Source organism: Kineosporia rhizophila, from assembly GCF_021277265.1.
Taxonomy (GTDB): Bacteria; Actinomycetota; Actinomycetes; order Actinomycetales; family Kineosporiaceae; genus Kineosporia; species Kineosporia rhizophila.
The window spans coordinates 167,580-189,467 of the sequence record NZ_JAJSOH010000006.1; the positions used below are offsets into that span (position 1 = coordinate 167,580).

8 protein-coding genes are annotated in these 21,888 nt (G+C 72.2%); all 8 read left to right on the forward strand.

The features are described 5' to 3' along the window. Positions 1-7: 7 nt before the first annotated feature. Positions 8-880, forward strand: coding sequence for an SAM-dependent methyltransferase (locus LWF15_RS11840; protein WP_232810502.1), 873 nt, complete (start codon positions 8-10; stop codon positions 878-880). 40 nt (positions 881-920) lie between these two features. After that, the gene (locus LWF15_RS11845; RefSeq protein WP_232810503.1) at positions 921-1,781 is read left to right on the forward strand and encodes an SAM-dependent methyltransferase; all 861 of its coding nucleotides are present in this window, start codon (positions 921-923) and stop codon (positions 1,779-1,781) included. An 84-nt stretch (positions 1,782-1,865) separates the two neighbouring features. Further along, entirely contained in the window at positions 1,866-3,515 is a 1,650-nt protein-coding gene (locus LWF15_RS11850; RefSeq protein WP_232810504.1) for an HAL/PAL/TAL family ammonia-lyase, read from the forward strand. Positions 3,516-3,593: 78 nt separating this feature from the next. After that, a complete protein-coding gene (locus LWF15_RS11855; protein WP_232810505.1) occupies positions 3,594-15,758 on the forward strand; it encodes a type I polyketide synthase in 12,165 nt (4,054 codons plus the stop codon). Between the two features lie 101 nt (positions 15,759-15,859). After that, positions 15,860-16,927, forward strand: coding sequence for a DegT/DnrJ/EryC1/StrS family aminotransferase (locus LWF15_RS11860; protein ID WP_232810506.1), 1,068 nt, complete (start codon positions 15,860-15,862; stop codon positions 16,925-16,927). Positions 16,928-16,944: 17 nt separating this feature from the next. Next, positions 16,945-17,967, forward strand: a complete 1,023-nt coding sequence (locus LWF15_RS11865) for an ATP-binding cassette domain-containing protein (RefSeq protein ID WP_232810507.1) — start codon at positions 16,945-16,947, stop codon at positions 17,965-17,967. Continuing rightward, positions 17,957-18,724, forward strand: a complete 768-nt coding sequence (locus LWF15_RS11870) for an ABC transporter permease (protein ID WP_232810508.1) — start codon at positions 17,957-17,959, stop codon at positions 18,722-18,724. The genes LWF15_RS11865 and LWF15_RS11870 overlap by 11 nt, the downstream gene beginning before the upstream one ends. Before the next feature lie 291 nt (positions 18,725-19,015). Then, positions 19,016-21,865, forward strand: a complete 2,850-nt coding sequence (locus LWF15_RS11875) for an AAA family ATPase (RefSeq protein WP_232810509.1) — start codon at positions 19,016-19,018, stop codon at positions 21,863-21,865. Positions 21,866-21,888 lie beyond the last annotated feature (23 nt).

The window sequence follows — 21,888 nt, forward strand, 5'->3', positions numbered from 1 at the left end:
GAAGTCCATGATCCAGGAAACCGCCCAGGCCCCGCCCGCCGTACCCGACCGGACCGAAGAGGTCGGTGAGCTGTACGACGAACTCGAGCACGACGTCCTCCATTTCGGCTACTGGGACGACGAGTCGGACCCCAGCTCGTTCACCGAGGCCTCGGCCCGGCTCACCGAGCTGGTCCTGCAGCGGCTCCGGCCGGCCGACGGGTCGTCGGTGCTGGACGTCGGCTGCGGCAACGGGACACCGGCACTAAGGGTGGGCGAGACCACCGGGGCGCGGCTGACCGGGATCACCGTGAGCGAGGAGCAGATCGGCCGGGCCTCCCGCCGGGCCGAGAAAGCCGGGCTGGCCGGGCGTCTGCGGTTCCAGCGGGCCGATGCGACCGCGCTGCCCTTCCCGGCGGACTCGTTCGACCACGCCTTCGCGCTGGAGTCGGTGCAGCACATGGACCGGCTCGCCGCCCTGCGCGAGATGGCCCGGGTGGTCCGCCCCGGCGGCCGGATCGTGCTGACCGACCTCTTCCGCCGGGCTCCCGCCCCGCCCCAGGGGCCACCGGTGATGGACGCGCTGGTCCCGATGTGGCGGATGAGCCCGCCGATCACCCTGGACGAGTACCCGGGGCTGCTGGAACAGGCCGGCCTGGAGCTGCTGGAGCTGAACGACGTGACCGCCCAGGTGATCCGGCGCAGCTTCACCGAGGTGCTCGGGCAGATCCAGCACGCCCTGGACAGCGGTCAGGCGGCCTCGATCCCCAGCGCCGGGCGGCTGGACCTGACCGTGGAGGCCAACCAGCGGGCGGTGCTGGACTTCGCCCGGCACATGACCGGCACCCGAGAGGTGGGCTACCTGCTGCTGACGGCGGCCGTCCCCGGCGCCGGGCAATGAGTTCCGAGAATGTTCCGAGACTGTGACGAGGGGACCAGCGATGCCCGAGAGTGCGACCACGGCCGGTCAGGAGCGCCTGGACCCGGGCGAGATCGAGTCCGTCTACGACCGGCTCGGCCTGGAGATCCTGCACTTCGGCTACTGGCACGACGACGCCGACCCGGCCACCCTGGAGGAGGCCTCGGACCAGCTGACCGACCTGGTGCACAACCGGCTGGCGATCCCGCCCGGGGCGCGCCTGCTCGATGTGGGCTGCGGTACCGGGGTTCCCGCGGTGCGGATCGGGGGCTCCGGCGACGCCTCGGTCCTGGGCATCACGGTCAGCGCCCGCCAGGCCGAGACCGCCACCGTGCGAGCGGGATGCGCGGGCCTGGGCGACCGGCTGCAGTTCCGGGTGGCCGACGCTATGGACATGCCGTTCGAGGACAACACGTTCGACGCGGCCTACGCCCTTGAGTCCATCCACCACATGGACCGGCCCACCGTGCTGCGCGAACTGGCCCGGGTGGTGCGCCCCGGCGGCACCGTCGTGGCCACGGACGTCTACCGGCGGGCGCCTGCACCGGCCGGTGGACCGCCGGTGCTCGACCTTCTGGCGCCGATGTGGATGATGACGCCGCCGTGCTCGTTCGAGGCGTATCCCGGGCTCTTCGAGGCGGCCGGGCTGCAGTTGGCCGAGCGGCGCGACATCAGCTCGGAGGTGCTGCCCCGGACGTTCGGGGCCGTGCGCGAACGGTTCCTGGCCGCGGTCGCGGCCGGTGAGGCGGCCTCGCTGCCGGCCACCGGCGAACTGGATCTCACCGATCCCGGGAACCAGTCCGCCGTGGTCGATTTCATCGGGCTGATGTGCGAAACCGACGAGGTCGGCTACGCGCTGCTGGTCGCCACCGTGACCGGCTGAGGACTAGGGAAGTACACAGGCGCTGCCCACGGATAGTGGGGGAGTGCCAGTGGACGGCACCGGCGGACGTGAGGAGATCAGGCCATGGACGCACCCGAAACCTCGACCCTGCAGATCGACGCGACGGCCCCGGCCGACGCCGTCGCCGAGCGGATCGTGCTCGACGGCTACACCCTCAGCCCGGCCGACGTGGCCCGGGTCGCGTCCCGGCCGGGCACGTTCGGGCTGGCGCTCAGCAGTGACGCCGCGGTGCGGATGAAGGCGTCGGTGCGGGTGAAGGAGCAGATGATCGACTCCGGGATCCCGATCTACGGAGTGACCACCGGCTTCGGCGACAGCAGCGGCCGTCAGGTGGGTGCCGCCAAGACCGCCGAACTGCAGCGCAACCTGCTGCGATTCCTGCGGGTCGGGGTGGGTCCGGTGGCGGCGCCGGAGGTGATCCGGGCGACCATGCTGATCCGGGCCAACTGCGCCGCCCGCGGCAACTCGGCGATCCGCGAGGAACTGGTGCGGCTGATCCTGGACCTGCTCGAGCACGACGTCCTGCCGCAGATCCCCGAGCGCGGATCGGTCGGCGCCAGCGGCGACCTGGCACCGCTCAGCTACCTGGCCGCGGCCCTGACCGGCGAGGGGCAGGTGCGCTGGAACGACTTCACCACCACGGCCGCCGAGGCGCTGCGGGCGAACGGGCTGCAGTCGCTGGAACTGCAGGCCAAGGAGGGCCTGGCGCTGGTCAACGGCACCTCGTTCATGGCCGCCTTCGCCACCCTGGCGCTGACCGAGGCCACCGAGATCGCCTGGGCCGCGGAGCTGTGCACCGCCTTCGCCACCGAGGTCCGGGGCGGCAGCCGCGACCAGTTCAGCGCCTTCCCCCACCTGCACAAGCCGCACCCGGGGCAGATCACCAGCGCGGTCGGGATCTCCGACCTGCTGGAGGGCTCGGCCCTGGCAGTCGGCGACGACGACCTGATGGCCGCCGGGCTGAGCGGCGACCAGACCTACCTGGAGCTGGAACAGCGCATCCAGGAACCGTACTCGATCCGCTGCGCCCCGCACGTGATCGGGGTGCTGCGCGACACCATGGGCTGGGTCGAGCAGTGGATGGAACGGGAGATCAACTCCTCCAACGACAATCCGCTGTTCGACGCCGAGGCCGGCCGGGTGCACAACAGCGGCAACTTCTACGGCGGCCACGTGGCCCACGCCGCGCAGGCGCTGAGCACCGCCACCGCCAGCGTCGCCGACCTGCTCGACCGCCAGCTGGCTCTGCTGGTGGACGAGAAGTTCAACCGCGACCTGACCCCCAACCTGATCGCCCGGGTGGCCCCCGACCACCCGGCCGCCGGCGTGCACCACGGTTTCAAGGGCGCCCAGATCGCCGCCTCCGCCCTCACCGCCGAGGCCCTGCACCTGGCCACCCCGGCGGGTTCGTTCTCCCGCTCCACCGAGGCGCACAACCAGGACAAGGTCAGCATGGGCACGATCGCCGCCCGGCACGCCCGCACCGTCGGGCAGCTGGTCACCGAGGTCACCGCCATCCACCTGCTGGCGCTGTGCCAGGCCGCCGACATCGTCGGGCCCGAGCGGCTGGGCCGGCACACCGCCCGCGCCCACGCCGCCGTGCGCGCCGGCATCCCGACGGTCGAGCAGGACCGGCCGATGGACCTGGAGATCCAGGCGGTCGCCGAGATGCTGCGGACCGGTGCCCTACGGGCCGCGGTCACCGGCAGCTGACCCCTTTCCTCAACCCCCATCGATTTCGGACGTCGCACCGGTGCGGGTTCGCTGCCCCTCCGGGTGGAGGAGCACAGCATGTCGGGTACGTCGGTCGACCTCAGTCCCGCTGCAGCAGTAGTCAAGATCGCCGGCCAGGAGCCGGGGCGGATCGCCGTGGTCTACGAGGACCGCCCGGTCGGCTACGCCGAACTCGCCCGCTCGGTGCGCCGACTGGCCGGTGCCCTGGCCGACGGCGGGGTGGGCCGTGGGGACCGGGTGGCCTACCTGGGACTGAACAGCCTGGCCTTCGTGCAGACCTACCTGGCGGCGGCCTGGCTGGGGGCGGCCTTCGTACCCGTCAACTTCCGCCTGGCCGCAGGTGAGGTCGAGCGGGTGCTACGGGACTCCGGCGCAGTCGCGGCCGTTCTCGAGCCCGGGCACGCGACCGTCCTGGCCGAGACCGGCGTTCGGCTGGGCGCGGTCCTGGTGGTGGACGACGACCCGGCCGTTCCTCTGCAGACGTCGCTGCCGGACGGCTGGCAGGCTGTCTCCGAGCGTGCCGACCTCGATCCGGGCCCACCGGTCGCACGACGCGAGAACGACCTTGCCGTGCTGATGTTCACCTCCGGTACCACCGGCCGCCCGAAGGGTGTGCAGCTGACTCAGGGCAACATCTGGTGGAACGGGGTGAACGTCGACTCGGTCACCGACTGCCGTCGTGACGACGTGAACCTGGCCGTGGCCCCGCTCTTCCACATCGGCGCCCTCAACTCCTTCACGTTGCGCAGTCTGAACCGCGGTGGCACCACGGTGATCCGCCGGGTCTTCGATCCCGCCCGCACCCTCCAGGACCTGGTCCACCACCGGGTCAACGCCCTGTTCGCGGTGCCGGCCATGTTCGCCGCGATCGCCCGGGTGCCCGGCTTCGCCGACGCTGACCTGTCGGCCCTGCGCACCCCGATCGTGGCCGGCGCCCCGGTGCCGCCGAAAGTGATCGCCGACTGGGCGGCGCGCGGCACCCTTCTGCAACAGGCCTGGGGACTGACCGAGACCGCGCCCTTCGCCACCTACCTGCCGGCCGCCCTGACCCTGGAGAAGATCGGCTCGGCGGGCTTCGCCATGCCGTTCACCGAGATCCGGGTGACCGACCCGGCCACCGGCGCCAGGGTCACCGAACCCGGCGCGCGCGGCCAGGTCTGCGTGCGCGGGGCCAACGTCACGCCCGGCTACTGGAACAACCCGGACGCCGACGCGGCGGCCTTCGACGCCGAGGGCTGGTTCCTCAGCGGAGACATCGGGCACCTGGACGAGGACGGCTGCCTGTTCATCGTCGACCGGCTCAAGGACATGCTGATCGTCGGCGGTGAGAACGTCTACCCGGCCGAGGTGGAGGCGGCCCTGACCACCTGCCCCGAGGTGGCCGACGTGGCCGTGGTGGGCGCGCCCCACGAGGCCTGGGGTGAGGCTGCGGTTGCGGTGCTCACCCTGGAGCCAGGTGCTTCGCTGACGCTCGGGGAACTGCGCGATCACGGCGCGGAAAAGCTTGCCGCATACAAGCTTCCGGTGCGGATGGTGGTGGTCGAGAGCATCCCGCGCAATGCGGCCGGCAAGTTCGACAAGAACGCCGTCCGGGATCTGGTGCAGACCGAGCCCGGTGGAGCTGATGAAGGTGCTGCCGAGCCCGCGCGACCGGCCGCGAGCCCGTCGCCGAAGGTGGCTGCGGATCCCGGACCCGGGCCGGCGGCCGCGACTGTGACCCGGGCCGAACTGTCCGCTCTGGTGCGCACCCTCACCGCAGAGGCCCTGGAGTGCCCCCCTTCCGAGGTCGAGAGCGACCGCACTTTCCTGGCCCTGGGTTTCGACTCGCTCATCGCCGTCGCCTTCCGTGACCGGCTCGCCGAGGCCGTCGGTCGTCCGTTGCCCGCCACCCTCGTCTTCGATCACCCCACCGCGGCTGACCTGGTCGACCACCTCGCCGATCCGGCCGGCGGTCCCACTGATCCCGGCGAGCCGCCCGCCCCGGCCGATCAGCCCGGTCTCAGCGACGACCCGATCGCCATTGTCGGCCTGGGCTGCCGATTCCCGGGTGGCGTGACTTCACCCGAGCAGCTGTGGAACCTGCTCACCGAAGACGGCGACGCAGTCTCCGGCTTCCCCACCGACCGAGGCTGGGACCTGGACACCCTCTACGATCCGGACCGCACCCGTCCCCGCACGAGTTCCGTGCGTGAGGGCGGATTCCTGCATGATGCCGCCGACTTCGACGCCGCCTTCTTCGGTCTGTCCCCCCGTGAGGCGCTGGCCACCGACCCCCAGCACCGTCTGTTGCTGGAAACCTCCTGGGAGGCGTTGGAGAACGCCGGAATCGCCCCACAGTCGTTGCGCGGCAGCCGCACCGGTGTCTACGCCGGAGTGATGTACCACGACTACGTCAATGCCGGCCGCCTTCCCGACGACGTGGCCGACCTGGCCAGCGTGGGCACGGCCGGAAGCGTGGCGTCCGGCCGCATCGCCTACACCCTCGGGCTGGAAGGGCCGGCCGTCACGGTGGACACGGCCTGTTCGTCCTCCCTGGTGGCCCTGCACTGGGCGGCGCGCGCTCTGGCGAGCGGGGAGTGCGACCTCGCCCTGGCCGGCGGGGCCACGGTGATGTCCACGCCCACCGCCTTCATCGACTTCAGCGCGCAGAACGGGCTTTCGCCCGACGGGCGGTGCCGTTCGTTCAGTGACGCGGCCGCCGGCGTCGGTTGGTCCGAGGGCGTGGGTGTGGTGGTGCTGGAAAAGCTTTCGGACGCTCGGCGCAACAATCATCAAGTGCTCGCCTTGGTGCGGGGATCGGCGGTGAACCAGGACGGCGCCTCCAACGGCCTCACCGCACCCAACGGGCCGTCCCAGCAGCGGGTCATCCGGGCGGCGCTGGAATCGGCTGGGCTGAGGGCCTCCCAGATCGACGTGGTGGAGGGACACGGAACCGGCACCCCGTTGGGCGATCCGGTCGAGGCTCAGGCGCTTCTGGCCACCTACGGGCAGGACCGGGAGCGCCCGGTCTGGCTGGGCTCGGTCAAGTCGAACTTCGGTCACACCCAGGCCGCGGCCGGGGTGGCGGGCGTGCTGAAGATGGTGCTGGCCCTGCGCCACGGGACGATTCCGCGCACTCTGTACGCGGACGAGCCGTCGAGCCACGTGGACTGGGCGTCCGGTGCGGTGCGCCTTCTGACCGAGCCGGTGCCCTGGCCCAGCGCCGAGGACGGGGTCCGGCGGGCTGCGGTCTCGTCGTTCGGGATCAGTGGGACGAACGCGCATCTGGTGCTGGAAGAGGCCCCAAGCTCCCCGGTCGATGCGGCGCAGGGTGACGCGGCGACGGTGGGGCGTTCGGCCCCTCCTGGACGAGCGGCCAAGGTTGACGCTGCGTCGGCGGACGCCCGGCCGGCGGTGCCGCTGGTGATCACTGGCCACTCCGAGCAGGCGCTCCGGGCCCAGGCGGAGCGGCTGGCTGCCCACGTCCGCCTTCCCCACGTTCAGAACCGGCTGCCCGAGCTGGCCTCAGCCCTGGCCCGGACCCGTTCGGTGCTGCGGCACCGGGCCGTGGTCATGGCCGGCGGCCAGGAAGAACTGCTGCTCGGTCTGGCCGCGGTGACGGCCGGCGCGGCGCCGGTGCAGGGCCGAGCGCGCGAAGGCGGCCTGGCCCTGGTGTTCACCGGCCAGGGGAGCCTGCATCGGGAGATGAGCCGGACGCTGGCCCAGCGCTTCCCCCTCTTCGCCGAACACTTCGACCAGGTCCTCGCCCAAGTGGGCACCGAGCCGGGGGTGCTGGAGAACACCGACCTGCTCGCCGAGACCGGAACCCAGCAGCGGGTGGTCTTCGCGGTGCAGGTGGCCTTGGTCGAGCTGCTGCGCTCATGGGGAATCCACCCCGACGTGGTGATCGGGCATTCGGTGGGGGAACTGGCGGCCGCTTGGACGGCCGGGGTGCTGTCGCTGGACGACGCGGCCCGCCTGGTGATCGCCCGCGCCGACCTCATGCAGACGCTGCCGCGAGAGGGAGCGATGGTGTCGGTGCGGGCCACCGAGGAAGAGGTGCGCCAGACGCTGACGGGCTGGGAGCAGCAGGTATCGGTTGCGGCGGTCAACGGGCCCGAAGCAGTGGTTCTTTCCGGGCATGAGCAGGCCGTGCTCCAGGTGGCCGAAAGACTGGGAGGGGGCAAACGGCTGACCGTCTCGCACGCCTTCCATTCCCAGCTGATGGATCCGGTGGTGGAACCACTGAAGCAGGTGGCCGCGACCCTGAGCTTCCACCCTCCCCGCATTCCGTTCGTGTCCACCGTCACCGGCGAGCCGATGGGGGAGGAGCTGTGCGCCCCCGACTATTGGGCGAGCCAGGTGCGAGCAACGGTGCGCTTCGCCGAGGCAGTGAGCCAACTGCCCAGCCTCGGGATCACCAACGTTCTGGAGGTAGGACCGGCTGCCGTCCTCACCCCTCTGGTCAACGCCACGCTGGGAGACGAGGTAAGCGCGTTACCGACCCTGCGTAGGGATCTGGCCGAGGACGTGGCCGTGCTTGAAGCGGCGGGCAAGCTGTTCGTCCGAGGGGTTGCGGTCGACTGGTCCGCCATAGTGCCGCTCGCCCAGCCGATCGCCCTACCGACGTACGCCTTCCAGCGCCAGCGGTACTGGCCCTCGTCTGAGCCGGCGGCGGTCTCGCTGGTCGAGTCTGTTCTCGCCCTGGCCGGCTCCGGGGCGGTGCTGACCAGCCGTCTCTCCCTGAGCCGACAGCCTTGGCTGGGGCAGCATCAGGTCGGCGGGGAAGCTGTCCTGCCCGCGGCGGCACTGGTCGCTCTCGCTCTGCGGGCCGGGCAGGAGGTCGGATGCACGATGCTGAAGGAATTCGTGGTCACGGCGCCGGTCGTGGTCACCGATCAGGAGCAGGAGCTCCAGATCACCGTCTCCGCGGAGAGCGCCGGCGAGCGCACTCTGCGGGTGCACGTGCGGGCCGACCGCGATCTGTCGTGGGTCGAACACGCCGGCGGACGAGTCGGCACGGCCGAGGCCAGCGCTCACAAAGCCACCCACGACGCCACCACGACGCCCCCGGACGAGGCATTGGCAATGGACGTCGGTGAGGTCTACCAGGGGTTCGAGTCGGGTGGACTGGAGCACGGGGAGATCTTCCAGGGCCTGCTGGGGGCCTGGCAGCACGGTACGGATGTGTACGCCGAGGTCGCCGGGCCCGAGGAAGCCTCCGACCCTGGCGTCGACATCCACCCGGCTCTGCTGGACGCGGCTCTGCATGCTGCCGACCTGATCGGCCAACCCCTTAGAGACGCAGCGGGTCCCGGCCGCACCCGTCTGCCCTTCGCCTGGTCGGGCGTGCGCCTGCACGCGAGCGGGGCCACCCGCCTCCGGGTACGCCTGAGCCCGAACGGCAGCGACACCGTCACCCTGGTCGCGACCGACCCGCACGGCGCGCCGGTGCTGACCGCCGATGCCGTCACCCTCCGCGAGCTGCCCAGCGGAAAAGCCACTACTCAAGGACGATTGTTCCGCACCCAGTGGGAAGCGGTGCCTGCCGGACCGGCAGTCGCAGCATCGCTGGAGCTGCTCGACTGGCTCAGCGACCCAGCCGAAGTGGCGTACCCGAGCGCTGCCGACTGCTGCCTGGTCATGCCTACCGAAAGTGAGCGGGAGGCAGCTCCCGAAAGCAGCGTGGCCCGACTGCGCGGCCAAGACCTCGCGGCCCAGTGTCTTGCCGAGGCCGACCGGGCCCGGCGTTGGGTGCAGTGGTGGCTGGGGGCACCGCAGTCCGAAGGACGGCTGGTGGTCGTCACCGAATCCCGGGGCGTCGCAGCCGCCGGAGTGCGGGGACTGCTGCGCTCCGCGCAGACCGAGCATCCCGATCGCTTCGTGATCCTGGAGACCGACGAGCCGCCCGCCGACGTGCAGAACCTCGTCGCCCGGGCGCTGCCCCTGCCGGAGCCGCAGCTTCGGTGGAATGGCAAGCGCTTCGAAGCGCCCCGGCTCACCCGCGTCGCACCTGAACGCTCCACCGGGGTCGAGTGGCCGGAAACCGTTCTGATCACCGGGGGGACCGGCGCACTGGGCAGCCTGACCGCCCGTCATCTGGCTGATCGATACGGTGTGCGGCGTCTGATCCTGGCCAGCCGGCGCGGCCCAGAGGCCCGCGAAGCAGCCAAGCTTGCACTGGATCTGCGAGCGATGGGGGCCGAGGCCGAACTGGTGGCCGTCGACCTGTCCGACCGCGAGGCGGTCAGCGGTCTGCTTAACACGTACCGCCCCGGAGCAGTCATTCACACGGCCGGGGTCGTGCAGGACACTCTGCTGAGCCGGATGGAGACCGCCGATCTGGAGACGGTTTACCGGGCCAAGGTCGTCCCGGCCCTGCTGCTGGACGAGCTGACCCGAGACCTTCCGATCACGCAGTTCCTGGTCTTCTCCTCGATGGCCGGAGTCCTGGGCAACCTGGGCCAGGGCAACTACGCGGCCGCCAATGCCGCGCTGGACGCCCTCATGGCCCGCCGCCGGGCGGACGGCCTGCCTGGTCAGTCGCTGGCCTGGGGGCCGTGGAAGGACACCGGCCTGGCCGCCGGGCTGACCGAAGCAGAACTGGAACACCTTGCCGGACAGGGCATTCTGCCCATTCCGGCCGAGCAGGGGGTCGCCCTGCTGGACGACGCTCTCACGATCGACTCGGCCACCGTCGTCCCGGCCTACCTGAGTCCCAGTGCACTCCGGCGCCGCCCCCGCATCCCAGCTGTACTCCACCGAATCGCGCCGTCCAAGAACCGACCCGCAGACAAGCAGCCGCGGGAAAAGGAGTGCGACTGGGATCGGGTGCACGTCCTCAACCTGGTACGGACCGAGAGTGCGCGCATCCTGCGTCATCCCGATCCCGCCGCGGTGGACCCGGACACCGGGTTCCTCGACCTCGGGTTCGACTCACTGATGTCGGTGGAACTACGCAACCGCCTGGCCTCGGTCACCGGTCTGGAACTGCCCGCCACCGTCGTGTTCGACCAGCCCACCCCACAGCGGCTGGCGACCTTCGTGGCCGGCCGGCTGGCCGGGACCACCGACGAGCCGGAGATCCCCGCAGAGACGGCCGAGGTCGACGACCCGATCGCGATCGTAGGCCTGGGCTGCCGCTACCCGGGCGGCGTGACGTCGGCGGACGACCTCTGGCGGCTCTTGGCCGACGAGACCGACGCCGTCTCCGCCTTCCCCGACAACCGCGGCTGGGACCTGGCCGCGCTCTACGACCCGGACCCCCGCCGCGCCGGCACCAGCTACGTCCGGGAAGGTGGATTCCTGGCCTCGCCGGGCGACTTCGACGCCGGTTTCTTCGGCATCCCGCCCCGTGACGCCCTGACGATCGACCCCCAGCAACGGCTTCTGCTGGAGACCAGCTGGGAAGCGCTCGAGCACGCCGGAATCGATCCGGCCGAGCTACGCGGGAGCCGGACCGGAGTCTTCGCCGGCGTGATGTACCACGACTACGACCGGCTGCTGCCGGGAGAGGAGTTCGAAGGCCTGCGGGGCAACGGCAGTGCGGGAAGCATTGCCTCTGGACGTATCTCGTACACGCTCGGGCTGGAGGGCCCGGCGATCACCGTGGACACGGCCTGTTCCTCCTCGCTGGTTGCCATGCACCTGGCCGCCCAGGCGCTGCGCTCGGGGGAGTGCTCCTTGGCCCTGGCGGGCGGGGCCACCGTGATGGCCACGCCCGAGGCGTTCGTGGAGTTCTCCCGCCAGCGCGGCCTGGCTCCGGACGGCCGCTGCCGGGCCTTCTCCGACCAGGCCGCCGGGGTGGGCTGGTCCGAGGGGGTGGGTGTGGTCGTCCTGGAGAGGCTTTCGGACGCCCGCCGCAACGGGCGTCCGGTACTGGCCCTGGTGCGCGGGTCGGCAGTGAACCAGGACGGCGCATCGAGCGGCCTCACCGCTCCCAACGGTCCGTCCCAGCAACGGGTGATCCGCCAGGCGCTCGCCTCGGCCGGGCTCAGGCCCGACGAGGTGGACGCGGTAGAGGGGCACGGCACCGGCACCCGCCTGGGCGACCCGATCGAGGCGGAGGCGCTCATCTCGGTGTTCGGCCGGGAGCGGGAGCGGCCGCTGCACCTGGGGTCGGTCAAGTCCAACCTCGGCCACACCCAGGCCGCGGCCGGGGTCGCCGGGGTGATCAAGATGGTCCAGGCGATGCGGCACCGGGTTCTGCCCCGCACCCTGCACCTGGATGCGCCCTCGTCCCAGGTGAACTGGAGCGCGGGCAAGGTGACTCCGCTGAGCGAGGCAGTGCCGTGGGAGAAGGACGACGGCCCGCGCCGGGCCGGGGTTTCCTCGTTCGGGATCAGCGGTACCAACGCGCATCTGATCCTGGAGGAGGCACCCGCACCCGCGGTCGCCGGGAAGGCGAGCACCGACGTCCGTACCTTGCCCTTCGTTCTTTCGGCCCGTGACGAGACCGCCCTGCGTGGGCAGGCCCGCCGGTTGCTCGAGGCCATGGCGACGAACCCGCCGCCGGCCGTCGACGACGTTGCCTCGGCCCTGGTGCGCAGTCGCACGTCGTTCGAGCACCGGGCCGTCGTGATGGCCGCGGATCCGCAGGAGCTGAAGCAGGGTCTGGCGGCCGTCGCCGAGGGAGCGCCGGGAATCGTCCGGGGACGGGCCGCTTCCGGTGGCCTGGCCATGATCTTCTCAGGGCAGGGGAGCCAGCGTCCCGGAGCCGGTGCCGGCCTGGCTGAGCGATTCCCCTTCTTCGCCGAGCGGTTCGCCCATGTCCTTGATCTTCTGGGCGTCGACCGGACTGTTCTGGACGACCCGGTGGCGCTGACCCGGACCGGCACCCAGCAGCGGGTGGTCTTCGCGACCCAGGTCTCGCTGGTGGAGTTGCTGGCTTCCTGGGGAGTGCGGCCGGACGTGGTGGCCGGGCACTCGGTCGGTGAGATCGCGGCGGCCTGGACGGCCGGTGTGCTGTCGCTGGAGGACGCCGTGCGGCTGGTCGGGGCCCGGGCCGATCTGATGCAGGCCCTGCCCGCGGGTGGGGCCATGGTCTCCCTCCGGCGGCCCGAGTCCGACGTGGTCGAGCACCTGGTGGCCGGGGTCTCGGTGGCGGCGGTGAACGGGCCGGCGGCAACGGTCGTCTCCGGGCCGACGCAGGCCGTCGAGCAGGTCGTCGCCCGGCTCACCGAGCGGTTCCCCGACCTCGGATCGCCGGACGGCCGGGGCATCCGGTGGCTGGACGTCTCGCACGCCTTCCACTCCGGCCTGATGGACCCGATGCTGCCCGAGTTCGAGCAGGTGGCGAGCGGGCTCACCCACCGACCGCCGCAGCTCAGCTGGGTCTCCACCCTGGACGGATGGGAGATGGCCGCGGGCGGGTGCTCGGCCGCCTACTGGGTGCGGCAGGCCCGCGAGACCGTGCGCTTCGCCGACGCGATGACGGCGATGGCGGACACCGGGCTGAATGCGGTCCTGGAGGTGGGCCCCGGCCCGGCCGTGGCCGTGCACGCCGCTTCGGTGCTGGGCCCGGGGACGCCGGTGGTCGCCGCCCTGCGCGGTGACCGGCCCGAGGACATCGCCCTGATCGAGGCGGTCGCCACGCTGCACACCCGCGGGTCGGCGGTCGACTGGTCCCAGCTGGTGCCGCCGGGATCCCCGATCACCCTGCCCAGCTACGCGTTCCAGCACACTACCTACTGGCCGGCGGCCCCGGAGCGTTCGGCCGAGGGCCTGGTCGAGTCGTGCGTACAGGCGGCCGGCACGGGGACGCTGGTTCTCTCCGGCCGGATCTCGACGACGCGTCAGCGGTGGCTGGCCGAGCACCGCGTCGGTGGCGCGGCGGTCCTGCCCGCCGCCGTCCTGGTCGACCTGGCGCTGCGGGCCGGTCGTGAACTCGGGCTCGCGCAGCTGGGCGAACTGCTGGTCACCGAGCCGGTGACGGTCACCGCCGAGGACACCCACCTGCAGGTCGTGGTGGGCGAAACCGGTCCGGACGGAACCCGTCCGCTGAGCGTGCACACCCGCCCGGACGAGGAACCGGCCTGGACCGAGCACGCCCATGGCCGACTGGGCGACGTGGCCCGGCCCGACCTGCCCATGCCGGTTCCGGCCGAGTGCGAAGCAGAACCCGCGGAACGGGTTTACGACCTTCTGGAGGCGGCCGGGCTGAACTACGGACCGGCCTTCCGCGGGCTGCGGAACACGTGGCGGCAGGACGGTGAGGTGTACGCCGACATTGCGGTGGAGAGCACCGGGGAGGCCGTCGCACCCACTCTTCTCGACTCAGCCCTGCACGCAGTGGCCGCCGCCGACAACGACGCGCCCATCGTCCCCAGGTTGCCTTTTGCCTGGAGAGGGGCGTGGATGGCCGATTCGCCGCTGCGCGAGATGCGGCTGCGGGTAACACCCCTGGGGCCGGACACGGTGGCCCTGCATGCCTGGGACGCGCAGGGCCGAACCGTTCTGGCGGTGGAATCGATCACGCTCCGGCCGGTCTCGCCCGAACGGGTACCGCGTGAAAATCTTTTCCGCTACGACTGGGTGGTGGTCCCGGCTGCTGAGAACCATTCTGCCCCGGTCGTCGTGGACTGGGACGCAGATCTGGACGCGACCGAACCGGAGGGCGCCACAACGGTGCTGCGGGTCCCGGCCGGTACCGATCCGGCCGAGCTGACCGGGCGGGCCCTCGCCTGGATGCGCTGGTGGCTGCGGTCGGAGCGCTCGGACGCCCGCCTGGTGTTCGTGGTTCCGGCCGACGACGTGGCCGCGGCCGGCCTGTGCGGCCTGGTGCAGGCGGCGCGGCAGGAGCAGGGCGAGCGTTTCGCGGTGGTCCAGGCCGACGATCCGGCCGGCCTCGACGTGCGCTCGCTGGTCGACGACGAACCGTGGCTGAAAGTATCGATCGACGGCCGGATCACGGCGCCTCGCCTGGTGCCGGCCGGGACACCGGACGGGGCGCCGCGGCCGTGGGCCGAGCCGGTACTGGTCTCGGGCGGCACCGGAGGACTGGGGTCGCAGGTGGCGCGGCATCTGGTCACCGAGCACGGGGTGCGCAGTCTGGTCCTGGCCGGGCGGCGCGGGGATCAGGCCGAGGGGGCGCGGACACTGGCCGACGAACTCACCGACCTGGGCGCCCAGGTGCAGGTCGTGGCCGCGGACCTGTCGCAGCGACCGGTGGTGGCCGACCTCCTGGCCCAGTACCGGCCCGGCTCGGTGATCCACGCAGCCGGTGTTCTGCGGGACGGGCTGATCGGCTCGCTCACCGACGACGACGTGGCTGCGGTGTTCGCCGCCAAGGTTGCTCCGGCTCTGCTGCTGGACGAGCTCACGGCCACCACGCAGCTGAGCCACTTCGTGGTCTTCTCCTCCCTGGCGGGCGTTCTCGGTAATCCCGGGCAGGGCAACTACGCGGCCGCCAACGCGGTGCTGGACGCCCTGGCCCGGCGCCGTCGGGCGGCCGGCCTGCCGGGTCAGTCACTGGCCTGGGGGCCGTGGACGGGCACCGGAATGGCTGCCGGCCTCGGTGCCCGGGAGCTGGCCCGGCTCAGCCGGCTGGGCAGCATTCCGATCTCGGCCGAGGAGGGACTGCGGCTGATGGACGCGGCAGCGTCCCTGGACGAGGCCGTTCTGGTCCCGGCTCACCTGGACCTGAAGGCGGTGCGAGCCGGAAGTGCAGGTCATCTGGTGCGCCGCCCGGGCCTCCCGACTCGCTCGGCATCGGCCGAAAGCACTGCGCCGCAGGAGTTCGCCGACCGGTTGACCCGGGTCCCGCCCTCCCGCCGCATCGAGCCGGTCCTGACCTTGGTGCGCGAGCAGGTGGCAGCCGTCTGCGGGTTCGCCGGTGCTGCGGCGATCGGCCCGGAGCTGGCCTTCCAGGAACTGGGGATGGAGTCGCTGGCCGCGATCGAGCTGCGCGACCGGCTGGCCGCAGCGACCGGTGTGGTGCTGCCGGCCACCTCGGTGTTCGACCATCCGACGCCGCGCGCGCTGGCGGCCGCGGTGCTGGCCGGGACGGAGCTGGACGAGTCGTCCGGCACCGACCGGCTGCTGGCCGGGATCGACGCGCTGGAGAAGTCCTTCGCCACCGCCGAGACGGATCCGGGGCAGTACGAGCGGATCGCCGGGCGGCTGGAAGGGCTGCGCCGCGCCTGGGCCGGACGCCGGGGGCTGGGGGCCGACTCCGGTGCGGAGGAGCTCGCCGACGTCAGCGACGACGAGATGTTCGAGCTGCTCGACAACGAGCTGAGCTGACGCATCCGGACCAGGGGGGACTAGGGGATCCCCCGTCCGGCCCGGCCTAGGGTCGGACCGGGGCAACCGTCCGACCGTCCGACTCGGCTGGCGAGGTCATGATGAGCTATCGATACCCGGTCTCCCGGCCGCAGTTCGGCGGGCGGGAGCTGGAACTTCTCTCGGAGGCGGTCACTTCGGGCTGGGTCTCCTCACAGGGGCCGTTCGTGGCCGAGTTCGAGGAGCGGTTCGCGGCCTGGACCGGTCGCTCCCACGGCGTGGCCTGCTCGTCGGGGACCACGGCGCTGACCCTGGCGCTGCGGGCCCTGGGGGTGGGACCGGGCGACGAGGTGATCGTGCCGGAGTTCACCATGGTGGCCTCGGCCTGGGCGGTCACCTACACCGGGGCGAGGCCGGTGTTCGTCGACTGCGGCGACGACCTGAACCTGGACGTCTCCCGGCTGGAGCAGCGGATCACCGGGCGGACCCGGGTGATCATGCCGGTGCACGTGTACGGGCGGCGCTGCGACATGGACGCGGTGATGCGGCTGGCCCGGGAGTACAACCTGCGCGTGGTGGAGGACTCGGCCGAGGCGCACGGAGTGGCGCCGGTCGGGGACATCGCCTGCTACTCGCTGTTCGCCAACAAGATCATCACGGCCGGGGAGGGCGGTGTCTGCGTCACCGACGACCCGCACCTGGCCTGGCAGATGGCGCACCTGCGGGGGATGGCGTTCAGCCCTGAGCACGACTTCGTGCACAAGAAGCTGGCCTACAACTTCCGGATGACCAATCTGCAGGCCGGGGTGGCGCTGGCCCAGCTGGAGCAGGCCGACCAGTTCCTGGCCGCCCGCAAGCAGATCGAGGCCTACTACGACGAGGGCCTGGCCGACGTCCCCGGCCTGACCCTGATGCCGCCGCGGGACGTGCTGTGGATGTACGACGTCCTGGCCGAGCAGCGCGAGGAGCTGCGGGAGCACCTGGCCGCCCAGGGGATCGAGACCCGCCTGTTCTTCCAGCCGATGAGCCGTCAGCCGATGTACTACGACGAGGGATGGGAACGCCTGCGGGCCGCGGACTTCGGACGGCGCGGGCTCTACCTGCCCACCCACGTGGGCCTGACCCGGGCCGACCAGGACGCGGTGATCGGCGCCGTGCGTGACTTCTACCGGTCCCGTCGGGCCGCCTGAGCGAAAGGACATCGACGATGATCATCGCCAGAGGTCTGGCGCGACGGTTCGACTCCGGGGGCCGCACGGTCGAGGCGGTGCGTGGGGTCGACCTGGACGTGGCCGCGGGCGAGATCGTCGCGTTCCTCGGCCCCAACGGCGCCGGCAAGACCACCACGCTGCGGATGCTCGCCACCCTGCTGAAGCCGACCGGCGGTCATGCGGTGGTGGGTGGGCACGACCTGTCCAGCGATCCGATGGGGGTACGCCGCAACATCGGATACGTGGCCCAGGGCGGGGGCACGGTCGACGACCGCCGGGTGAACGAGGAGATCCTGCTGCAGGGCCGTCTGTACGGGCTGTCGCGCCGGGCCGCGGCCGAGCGGGCCGCCGCGGTCCTGCAGCAGTTCGAGCTGACCGGTCTCGAGCACCGGCTGTGCTCGACCCTCTCGGGGGGCCAGCGCCGCCGGCTCGACATCGCCCTGGGCCTGGTGCACTCACCGGGCCTGGTGTTCCTGGACGAGCCGACCTCCGGCCTGGACCCGCAGAGCCGCAACAACCTGTGGAACCACATCCGCGCCCTGCGCCGCGACCACGGCCTGGCCGTCTTCCTCACCACCCACTACCTCGACGAGGCGGACCAGCTGGCCGACCGGGTGATCGTGATCGACCAGGGCCGGATCGTCGCCGAGGAGACCCCGGCCCGGCTGAAGACCACCGTCTCCGGTGACACGGTGACCCTCACGGTGCCGGGGGACCAGGCCGGCCCGGCGTCCCAGGTCGTGCAGCGCCACCCCGGGACGGCCGGGCTGCAGGTGCTGCCCCGGGCGGAGGATCCGCGCACCCACGAGGTCAGGTTCCGGGTGCCGGAGGGGGACCGGGCCGTGCCCGAGCTCCTGCGGGCCCTGGACGCGGCCGGGGTCCGGGCCGGCTCGGTGCAGGTGCGCAGGCCCAGCCTGGACGACGTCTTCTTCGCCCTGACCGGCACCGGCCTGCGAGAACCCGGGAAACCGGGGACCCCGGCGGACCACCTGCGGGAGGCGGTGCCCGGTGCTCACTGAGACCCTCGTGATCTGCCGCAGCGAACTGGCCGTGGCCCTGCGCAATCGCACCTGGCTCTTCATGGGCCTGGTCCAGCCGGTGATGTACCTGTTGCTGTTCGGGCCCCTGCTGGTCCGGATCGCGTTGTCCACCCCCGGTTTCCCGCCCGGCGGCGCCTGGAAGGTGCTCACCCCCGGGCTGGTCGTCCAGCTCGCCCTGCTCAACAGCATCTTCGCCGGCTACACGGTGCTGGCCGACGACAAGGCCGGGGTACTGGAGCGGCTGCAGGTCACCCCGGTCAGCCGGGCCGCCCTGATCCTGGGCCGGGTCCTGGTCACCGTCGGGCTCACCCTGGCCCAGTCGGTCGTGCTGATCGGGCTCGCGGTGCTGGCCTTCGGCCTGCGCGCGCCCCTGTTCGGGACCGTCGTGGTGCTGCTGATCGCGGCCTTCGTGTCGGTCAGCCTCTCGGCCTGCTCCAACGCCCTGGCCCTGAGACTGCGCAACGAACCGGCCTTCTCCTCGCTGCTCAACGTGGTGCTGCTGCCGCTGGGGCTGCTCTCCGGCATCCTGGTGCCGATCACCGCCGCGCTGGCGCCGACCTGGCTGTGGGCCGTCTCGCGGGCGAATCCGCTGGCCCACCTGGTCGACGTGGGGCGGGCCGCGTTCCGCGGCGAGGTGCCGGTGCCCGCCCTGCTGGGGGCGGGCGCACTGCTGGCCGTGATGACCGCCCTGAGTCTGCTCTGGGCCACCCGGACGTACCAGCGCGAGAGTCTCTGACCGGTGCTCGGCGGCCCGGATCGGCCCGGTTCGGCGCCGAAAGCCGGTCAACCGTGCCCGGAACGGTCCGGTCACCGATCGCTGCTGCGTGGCGGGCGCGGCGGTGTGGGGGGAATGGCAGGATCAGCCCTTGTTCACCTTTTGTTACGACCTGCGACGCCTGGAGCACGGTGCCGTGGCGTAGTGGGACGGCGGACGGAGGGCCGACGGCGCCGCTGAGGCGGCGGTCCGGGGGCAGTACGTGCACCGCTGGACAACGTTGTCCAGCGTTGAAGTGGGGAGGAACGGCACTTGACGGCCCAATTGCTGGAGCGGACAGCAGAACTGGCGGCGGCGCAGGAGGTGCGGCGGGCGGCCCGGACCGGCTCGGGGGGCCTGGTGATCGTGGCCGGCGGTCCTGGCGCCGGGCGCTCGGCGCTGCTGGAGGCCATCTGCGAGCAGACCGCCGGTGACCTCGTGCTCCGGGCGAGCGGCTCGGTACTGGAGCAGGACTACGACTTCGGTGTGGTCCGGCAGTTGCTGCCGCACCTGCTGTCGGCGATCCCCCCACGCCTGCGCCCCGGCCTGGGCAACGCGCTCGAACTGGTTGCCCAGCTCGTACCGGAGGACGAGGAACCGCCGGCCTGGCCCGCCCTCCTCCCGGCCCTCACCGCCCTGGTGGCCGGGGTCAGCCAGGAACAGCCCCTGACCCTGGTGGTGGACGACCTGCACTGGGCCGACACCTCGAGCCTGCGCTGGCTCGGCCATCTCGCCGCCCGGCTCGGCCACCTGCCGGTGAGCGTCTTCGCCGGGATCGCGGAGGGGGTGTCGGTGCCCGAGGGAGCCCTCCTCGAGCAGGTCCGGGCGCTGGCCGGGGCCACCCTGCAGCCGGCGCCGCTGTCTCTGGCCGCGGTCGGGGAACTGGTGCGCGACACCTTCGGCGTCGACGCGGACGCCGGGCTCAGCCACATCCTGCACCGGGTCACCGCGGCCAACCCGGCGGCGCTGGACATCGTGCTGCGCGGCCTGCGCGAGGAGGGTCTGCCGGTCTCCGGTCCGGGCCTGCAGGAGGTCGAGGAACGTGGGCACCTGTTGCTGCGCGATCGTCGTACCTACTGTCTGAGCCTCCAGCCACCTCTGGTGCAGGCGATGGCCCGGGCCATGGCGGTCCTCGGATCGGTGCCCAGTGACGACGCGGTCGGCCGGGACGCCTTCGGCCGGGTCGGGGTACTCACCGCTGCCGATCCGTGGGACCACGCCACCGCGGTGCGGTCCCTGGACCGGCTCGGTCTGTTCTCGGCAGGCGGTACAACGGTTTTCGTGCACCCGAGCGTGCCCGACGCGCTCTTGTCGGTGGTGTCGGTGGACGAGAGGGAGGAACTGCACCGGCGGGCCGCCAGCCTGCTGCACGCTGCCGGATTCCGTCCGGGCGACGTCGCTCAGCAGTTGCTGACCATCACCTCCGGGCACGCCGCCTGGGAGGCTGGAGTGTTGCGGCAGGCCGCCCGGGAGGCGTTGGAGCGCGGGGCCGGTCGCCTGGCGGCTGGCTACCTACGGCCGCTGTTGTTCGAGGCCCCACCCGGTTCGGCCGAGCGCGGCCGGCTCCTGATGGACGTGGCGGTCGCCGAACGAGGAGCCGACCTGGCCGCTTCCGTCCGGCACGTCACGCAGGCCCTGCTGGTACTGCCCACCGCGCAGGAACGAGGCGCAGCGGCGCTGTGCGTCCCACCCGGCCCGGCGGCCGCCACCCCGGCAGTGGCCGAGGCCTTACGGGAGGCCGGTGAGGCCCCGGCCGAGGACCCTGACTTCGCTGCCCGGATCGAGGCGCACCGACGGGCGCTGGAACCGGACACTCCGCAAGCCCTTGCCGCCTCGGTGGAACGACTTCAGACAATGGACGTCGATCAGCACCTTTGCGGCGAAGGTGGCCGTGAGTTGCTCGCTGTACTGCTGCGGGCGGGCACCGTCGGCGCCGGTCTGCGAGCCGGGACGGTGGCCGGTCTGGGGGCCAAGATCCTGCTGCGCGAGCCCGCCCGGTGGTCGGCCGCCTTCACCGTTCTGCCTTCGCTGATCCAGGTGATGGTCACTGCCGACGCAGTGGACCGGGCCGAGCACTGGGCCCTGACCTTCCTGCACGAGGCGGGCAAGGGCGACTCGGCTCCGGCGCTGGCTGTGGCGACCGCCGGGCAGGCGGTGGTCCGGATGGCCCAGGGACGCCTGCGGGAGGCCCGCGCCGCCGCGCACACGGCCATGGACCTGCCGGGATTCGACGCACCGGACTGGCCCGAGGTCTGCGGCTCGGTCGCCACCGTGCTGAGCAGCGTCGCTCTGGCCACCCACGAACCGCAGGCCTGCGAGCGGGTTCTGCAGTTGGCCCAGGCCACCGACGACCCTCGCGCGGCAGTGGCGGCCCGGACGGTGCGGGGTGTGCAGGCCCTGAGCCGCGGCGCGGTGGCCGAGGCGACCGACGCCTTCCGCTCCGCCGGTGCGCAGGCCGCGCGGCTGGGCTGGCACAACCCCCAGTGGATGCCCTGGCGGCCGGCCGTCGTCGAAGCGCTCGCCGCCTCGGGCCGACCGGCGCAGGCGGCCGATCTGGCCGAGGAGGAACACGCTGCCGCGCTCGACTGGGGCACGCCCACGGCGATCGGCCGGGCCCTGGGGCTGAAGGCCGCCCTGGCAGGCCCGGACGAGGCTCTGGACCTGTGGCGCGAGGCGGTGGGGGTGCTGGGCTCGTCACCGGACCTGATGGCCCGGGCCCGGGCGACCACGGCCCTGGCCCGCCAGTTGGAAGGTGCCCGGATGGCCGGAGCCGAGGACACTTTCGTCGAGGCGGCCCGGCTGAGCGCCGAGTGCGGTCTCACCGATGCGCCTCCTGTGCCCGGGCGGTCCCAGCCGGTCGGACCGCCCACGGCCGCAGTCACCGGGGCGGTCGCGGCCCAGTCGGCGAGACCGGCTGCTCTGCGGTCGGTGGGCGTGCGGGGGGTGGAACTGACCCCTTCGGAGGAGTCGGTGCTGGGCCGGGTCCGGCAGGGGTGGACGAACCAGCAGATCGCCGACTCGCTGGGGATCAGCCGCCGGGCCGTGGAGAAGACCCTGACCGGTACGTACCGGAAGTTCGGAGTACGGGGACGGACCGAACTGCTAGCGGTGTTGGGGAACTGAGCGGCGGTACGGAGGTTCGGACC